Consider the following 6,101-nt stretch of genomic DNA (forward strand, 5'->3'; position numbering starts at 1 on the left):
GGCGCCGGCGTGTCGAGACCGAAGTGGAAAGAGGAGCAGGGGCATGACGAAGGTGGCACATCCGGGTTTGTCGTCGCAGCGGCTGACGGCGCTCGATACGCGGCTGAACGAACGGTACGTGGCGTCCGGGCGCTTGCCGGGGGCCGTGACGATGATTCATCGTCGTGGCGAGCTGGCGCACGTGAACGTCGTGGGATCGATGGATATCGAGCGGGTGAAGCCGATGCGCGAGGACGCGATTTTCCGCATCTATTCGATGACCAAGCCGATCACGAGCGTCGCGTTCATGACGCTGGTCGAACAGGGGCTGGTCGCGCTGGACGATCCCGTGTCGAGCGTGATTCCGGCCTGGAAGGATCTGGGCGTTGCCGTGGCCGGCGCACGAAGCCTCGGCGGGTTCCAGACGCGGCCCGTCGCGCGCGAGATGCTGATGGTCGACCTGCTGCGCCACACGGCCGGGTTGTCGTATTTCTTCCAGGCCCGCACGAACGTCGATGCCGCGTACCGCGAACTCGCACTCGGCGAACCGGGCAACCCGGGCGGCCTCGACGGCATGATCGCGGACCTGGCCCGGCTGCCGCTCGACTACTCGCCGGGCGACGAATGGAATTATTCGGTCGCGACGCACGTGCTCGGCTATCTCGTCGAGAAGATTTCCGGGCAGCCGTTTGCCGACTACCTGAAGCAAGTGCTGTTCGACCCGATCGGCATGCCCGACACCGGCTTCTTCGTGCCGGACGAGCAGGCCGGGCGTCTGTGCGCGTGCTATCGCCCGGGCGCCGATGGCGGCCTCGTGCTGCAGGACGACCCGGCGGCCAGCGCGTTTCTCCGGCCGCCTGCGCTGGCATCGGGCGGCAGCGGGCTCGTATCGACGGCGGGCGACTACCTGCGCTTCTGCCGGATGCTGCTGAATCGCGGCTCGATCGACGGGCACCGGATCCTGAGCCCGAAGACCGTCGAGCTGATGACGATCAACCATCTGCCGGGTGGCAAGACGCTCGACCGGATGTCGCGTTCCACGTTCAGCGAGGCTGTCTACCCGGGGCTCGGTTTCGGGCTCGGCTTCGCGGTGACACAGGACCTGGCCGCGACGATGCAGCCGGGCAGCGTCGGCGATTACTTCTGGGGCGGCGGCGCCAGCACGGCCTTCTGGATCGATCCGGCCGAGGACCTGATCGTCGTGTTCATGACGCAACTGCTGCCGTCGACGACGTACCGGATCCGCCGCGACCTGCGGCATTGGGTCTACGGTGCGATGGGCGACGACGATGGCAGTGCGCCGGCGTGACGCGGATAGCGCGTCAGGCCGCCGGCTTGCGCGTGGTTTTCCGGGTGCCCGTGCGCGGCGACGGGATCAGGTCGGCACTGCGGTCGTCGCTGTCGAGATCGTGCGTGATGTCGAGCACGAAACGGTCGGCGCGATAGAGATAGAGCCCCGCGTGGACGATGCAGCCGTCGCCGTCGGTCCACCAGCGGCGCATGCGAATCAGCATGTCGGCCATGCTGCAGTCGGCGCCGTCCGACGCGAGCAGGTCGGCCGTCTCCTGGTCCGCATACGCGGCCGTGATTTCCTGGCGGGCCTTCGCGAGCGGAAGGCGGTTGTATTGACGGACGAGATAGCCGACCTTGTTCCGCGCGTCGCTGCCTTTCGGAAACCGGTCGTAGGTTTCGCGTGCGACGAAGCTGTCCATCACGCCGTAAGGCGTGCCGTCGTGCAGATGAAGCGTGCGGATCCGCATGTAGGCGGCGCGCATGGGCTGGCCCGTCTGCAACGCGGCGGGCAATTCGGTCACGGCTTCACGCAGCAGCACGCGCAGCGTCTGGCCGGGCGCAAGCTGCAGCGGATCGTTGATCGCGGCGCGCAGCGCCGGATTATCCGCCGGCGAGACGACATCGGCCGTGACGAACGTGCCGCGGCCGCGCGCGCTGCTCACGAGTCCTTCGGCGCTCAGCTCGGCCAGCGCCTGGCGCACGGTGATCGTGCCCGCCTGATAGAACGCGCACAGCTCGGGAATCGGCGGCAACTGGTCGCCGCGCTTCCATTCGCCCTGGTGGATTCTTCCGCGCAGCAGGCTGGCGATCCGCGCATAAAGGGCGACCCCTTTGCGCTCGGGGGGCGACGACGACGGGTTCAATCACGGGCTCCTGGAATGATGCGGGCGGCGGGATGGCAGAGCGTGGCGCGGCGGGCGCAGCTCAGATAAATGCCTAACATTCTACTCTTGGAATGTATGGGCTCAGGCAGGCGTCCGTATCGGTGCGCCGCCGATCGTCACACCCACAGCCGGTACATCCAGAACGATTCGTCCTCGATGAAGCGTTGCGTGAATTCGCTCGGCGAGAATCCCGTGATCCGCTTGACCTCACGGCTCAGATGCGCCTGGTCGGCGAACCCCTCGTCCAGCGCCAGCGTGGCCCAGTTGAACGCGGCGCCGGCTTCAAACCGGTCGCGCGCCGCAAAGAACGCGCTTTCCGTCCTGACGAGGGTTTGCCATTCGCGCAGCGATCGGCCGCTATAGGTCTTGATACGTCGCTCGACCTGGCGTGGGCTGTGGGTATGCCGCCATTCGCGCGCCTGCAGGGCGAGGCGCTCGACCCAACTGCGTCCCGCATTGCGTAGCGACGACAGCGGCGTCGCGGGCCGTAACGCCCGCCAGCGGGGCGCAAGATGACGCTCGATCGTCGCCAGCGCGTCGGCATCGCGGTCCGCGCCGACCAGCGCATCGAGCAGCGGATGCCAGTCGTCGCCGAGGCAAGCGTGCGCGTCCAGCACGCGGTCATGGATGTCCGCCAGCGCGAGGTCGAACAGCGCCCGCGCTGCATCGGCCGTGAAACAGATCATGCCGATCTGCCCGCCTGTCGGCGACCAGGCGACGGTGGGGAACGAATGACTGCCCGAGAGCGTTGCCGCCGCGCCGAAGGGGCGCCACCGCGGGCCGTCGACCGTGTTTTCGACGAAGCCCGCGTCGAGGCCGCGGTACCACGACACGCACACGAGCGGCGTGGCCGGAAAATGCGAGAGCCGCTGCGCGTCGCTCAATGCGAATCCGCGCGTGTCTTGCAGGGCGATCGCGACGACCGCGCCCTGGAGCGCGGCCGGCGCAGGATACAGCCGCGCATGCGGCGGCCGGCCGCCGCTCGGCACGCGGGGCGCACGCGCAAGCGGGTCAGGGCATGACGACGGGATCGGAGGCGGGCCGGAGCACATGTCGCCGGAGTATAGGGACGGTTCACATGGCTGTCGATGTCGTTTGCGTTCAAGACCGCATGCGTACCGGTGCAGATAATCCGCTCCATGAACACGCGATCCACTTCCCAATGTCCATTCCATGCGGACGCCGCGACTTCGGCGCCCGTGCTTCACCCGCCCGGCGTATGGCCGCCGGGGCCGCCTGCCGGCCTGACGGGTTGGGGGCTGTTGCGCGCGATGTCGCGCGACCTGCTCGGCACACTTGCCGGCTGGCAGCGTACCTACGGCGACGTCGTGCACTTGCGAGTACGGCCCGAGCATGCGGTGGTCGTGACCGACCCCGCGCTCGTGCGCGAACTCCTGGTTACGCATCACGATGCGCTCGGGCGCTGGGAGCGAGCCATCCGGGTGTTCGCGCAGGTCCACGGCCATAGCGTGCTGGTCGCCGAAGGCGATGCGTGGCGCGACAAGCGGCAGGCGTTGCAACCGAATTTCATGCCGAAGCCGGTGCAGGCGTTCGTACCTTCGATCGCGGCGACGGCCGGACATGCGCTCGCGCAGTGGCCGGCGCGCGATCCTGACTGGCCGATCGAAAGCGCGCTGACGTCGCTGGCGATGGACGTGATCATGCGCACGATGTTTTCCGACGCGATCGGCGACGATGCGCGTGCAGCCGAGGAAGCCGTGCGCACGGTGAGCGCGGCGGCCAACGCCGATTTCTACTGGCCGGCAAGCACGCCGGACTGGATGCCCTGGAAGCGTGGCAAGGCGCGGGCGATGGCTGTGCTGAACGGGCTGATCGATCGGCAACTGCACGCGCGTCTCGACCTGCCGGCGCGTGCGTGGCCCGACGATCTGCTGTCGCGCCTGTTGCGGCTGCATCGGGACGACGCGCGGCGATGGCCGTTGCAGGCGGTGCACGACGAATGCATGACCGCATTCCTCGCGGGCCACGAGACGACGGCCGGGGCGCTGACCTGGTGGGCGTGGTGCATGGCAACGAATCCGGCGGCGCAGGCCGCCGCGCGCGACGAGGTGTCGCGTGTACTGGGCGGTTGTGCGCCGTCCGCCGAGACGCGATCGTCGTTGCGCTACCTGACGCACACGCTCGAGGAAACGCTACGACTTTATCCTTCCGCGCCGATCCTGATCAGCCGCCGAGCGGCGCGGCCGATCGCGCTGGGGCCGTGGCAGTTTCCCGCGCGGACGCTGTTCATGCTGCCGCTGCAACTGATGCAGCGCGATGCGCGATGGTTTGCGGAGCCTGACGTGTTCCGTCCCGAGCGTTTTGCGGACGACGCGCCGGCCGCGCCGCGCGGAACCTACATGCCGTTCGGCACGGGGCCGCGCGTGTGTCTCGGGCAGCATCTGGCGATGACGGAAATGACGGTCGTCGCGGCGATGATCCTGCAGCGCTACGAATTGTCGGCGCAGCCCGGCATGATGCCGCCGCGGCCGGTGCTGAATGTGACGCTGCGACCGGAGCGGCTGCTGCATCTTGCGATCGCGCCCGCCGCGGACGGCGGTACCGTGTGATTCGAGCGGTGCGCTGAATCGACGGCGCATCGAACGCGACGACGTTCGCGCCGGATTCGCGTGTCGCGAACGATTGCCGTTCGCGCGATGCGGCGTCATCGAATCGTCGGAATGTCAATGCGCGCCGGTCGCTGCTTTCGGCGCGCGCTGGCGCGGCATCGCGCAGCACCTATGCTTGAAGGGCCCGGCCCGGGCGGAGCCCAAGGAGGATGGTCATGCGCATGCTTCTCAACATACGAATCCCTCACGAGCCGTTCAACACGCTGGTGCGCGACGGCAGCGTCGGCGACGTGATCTCGCGAATACTCGAAGCGGTCAAGCCGGAGGCCGTGTATTTCACCGAGCAGAACGGCGGGCGCGGGGCGGTCGTGATCGTCGACCTGAATGATCCGTCGCAGATCCCGGCGCTCGCGGAGCCGTGGTTCCTGATGTTGAATGCGGACTGCGAGTTCCGCGTGGTGATGTTGCCGGACGATCTCAAGAACGCCGGGCTCGCGCAGATCGGCGCGAAGTGGAAGTAGACGCAGCGGGAATCGGCGCATGACGATGTCCCTGCCCGGGAACCGGGCAGGCGGCATGGCGCAGCCTTCGCGTGCCGGCTATCGCGCAGGCTGCGACGGTTCGGCGTTTGCCGCTTGCGTGCCTTTCGGCCGCAATAGCAACAGCAGGCCGCTCAGTGCCGCCGCCGCGACGAACACGAAAAAGAGCTGTTCGTTCCATCGGCGCAGGCTGTCGGACGCCACGCCGCCGGCACTCCCGGCCGCGGCGCCGGCTTCCAGCAGGAACGTGAAGACGGCCGGCACCGGCGCGGAGCCCAGGTAGGCCAGGAATGCGAACTGCAACCGGCCGCGGGTCAGGAGCGACCAGACGTCCTTGCCCATCAGGCCGGCGACCAGCACCACGGGCGGGACGAGCACGATCGATGCGGCACTGATCGCGCACAGAAACAGCCAGCCAAGCCCGATGATCGGAATGAGCGACATGAGTCGGGGCTCCTGTTTTCGGGCAATCCTGTTGTCGACGGTGCATCCGTATCGGCCTCGCCGGATGACCATGGCATGCGGCGCTTCACGGAGTGTGCCCGATTCCACGCCGGTTGCCATCCGTCGGCATCGACGCGGTCATCCCGCCGCGTCTTCCCCCAGCGCCTGGATGAAACGCGAAAACAGCTCGGGCTGCGACGAAATTCCGAGCTTCGCGTACAGGTGCCGCCGGTGCACCTTCACCGTTTCGGGTGAGATCGCGAGCCGCTCGGCGATCGCCTTCGACGAATTGCCGCGCAGCACCATTCGCGCGATCGACATTTCGCGATCGGTCAGCACGCCCGCGCCGAAGCGGGCGAGCGCCTGCTCGACACGCGCGCCGAGGTCGGCAT

The 6,101-nt window shown here is 67.9% G+C and carries 7 protein-coding genes; 3 read left to right on the forward strand and 4 right to left on the reverse strand.

The genetic code is table 11. The features are described from left to right. The first annotated feature begins 43 nt into the window (after positions 1-43). Entirely contained in the window at positions 44-1,288 is a 1,245-nt protein-coding gene (locus tag G3O00_RS21790; RefSeq protein WP_206144295.1) for a serine hydrolase domain-containing protein, read from the forward strand. Positions 1,289-1,301: 13 nt separating this feature from the next. Here the strand turns inward: G3O00_RS21790 and G3O00_RS21795 are convergent, their stop codons facing one another. Then, positions 1,302-2,135 (reverse strand): GntR family transcriptional regulator, encoded by an 834-nt coding sequence (locus G3O00_RS21795; protein ID WP_206144296.1) that lies wholly within the window; start codon positions 2,133-2,135, stop codon positions 1,302-1,304. A 137-nt stretch (positions 2,136-2,272) separates the two neighbouring features. Continuing rightward, positions 2,273-3,208 carry an AraC family transcriptional regulator gene (locus G3O00_RS21800; RefSeq protein WP_206144300.1) on the reverse strand — a complete coding sequence of 312 codons (936 nt, stop codon included), beginning with the start codon at positions 3,206-3,208 and terminating at the stop codon, positions 2,273-2,275. An 87-nt stretch (positions 3,209-3,295) separates the two neighbouring features. Between G3O00_RS21800 and G3O00_RS21805 the strand changes: the two genes are divergently transcribed. Then, positions 3,296-4,726, forward strand: a complete 1,431-nt coding sequence (locus G3O00_RS21805) for a cytochrome P450 (RefSeq protein ID WP_206144297.1) — start codon at positions 3,296-3,298, stop codon at positions 4,724-4,726. A gap of 215 nt (positions 4,727-4,941) precedes the next feature. Beyond that, on the forward strand, positions 4,942-5,247 hold the full coding sequence (locus G3O00_RS21810) for a hypothetical protein (RefSeq protein WP_011355290.1): 306 nt from the start codon (positions 4,942-4,944) through the stop codon (positions 5,245-5,247). 78 nt (positions 5,248-5,325) lie between these two features. On the opposite strand, the gene G3O00_RS21815 is transcribed toward G3O00_RS21810, so the two are convergent. Next, positions 5,326-5,829: a hypothetical protein gene (locus tag G3O00_RS21815; RefSeq protein ID WP_241025279.1), complete on the reverse strand. Its 504-nt coding sequence runs from the start codon at positions 5,827-5,829 to the stop codon at positions 5,326-5,328. An 18-nt stretch (positions 5,830-5,847) separates the two neighbouring features. After that, positions 5,848-6,101, reverse strand: a 254-nt coding sequence (locus G3O00_RS21820; protein WP_206144298.1) for a helix-turn-helix transcriptional regulator, incomplete at its 5' end; no start/stop codon positions are given.

Source organism: Burkholderia sp. Ac-20384 (genome assembly GCF_017104605.1).
GTDB lineage: Bacteria > Pseudomonadota > Gammaproteobacteria > Burkholderiales > Burkholderiaceae > Burkholderia > Burkholderia lata.

Coding starts and splice junctions, on each gene's coding strand:
- G3O00_RS21790 (WP_206144295.1), top strand. CDS start 44: ATGACGAAGGTGGCACATCCGGGTTTGTCGTCGCAGCGGCTGACGGCG.
- G3O00_RS21800 (WP_206144300.1), bottom strand. CDS start 3,208: ATGTGCTCCGGCCCGCCTCCGATCCCGTCGTCATGCCCTGACCCGCTT.
- G3O00_RS21805 (WP_206144297.1), top strand. CDS start 3,296: ATGAACACGCGATCCACTTCCCAATGTCCATTCCATGCGGACGCCGCG.
- G3O00_RS21810 (WP_011355290.1), top strand. CDS start 4,942: ATGCGCATGCTTCTCAACATACGAATCCCTCACGAGCCGTTCAACACG.
- G3O00_RS21815 (WP_241025279.1), bottom strand. CDS start 5,829: ATGGCAACCGGCGTGGAATCGGGCACACTCCGTGAAGCGCCGCATGCC.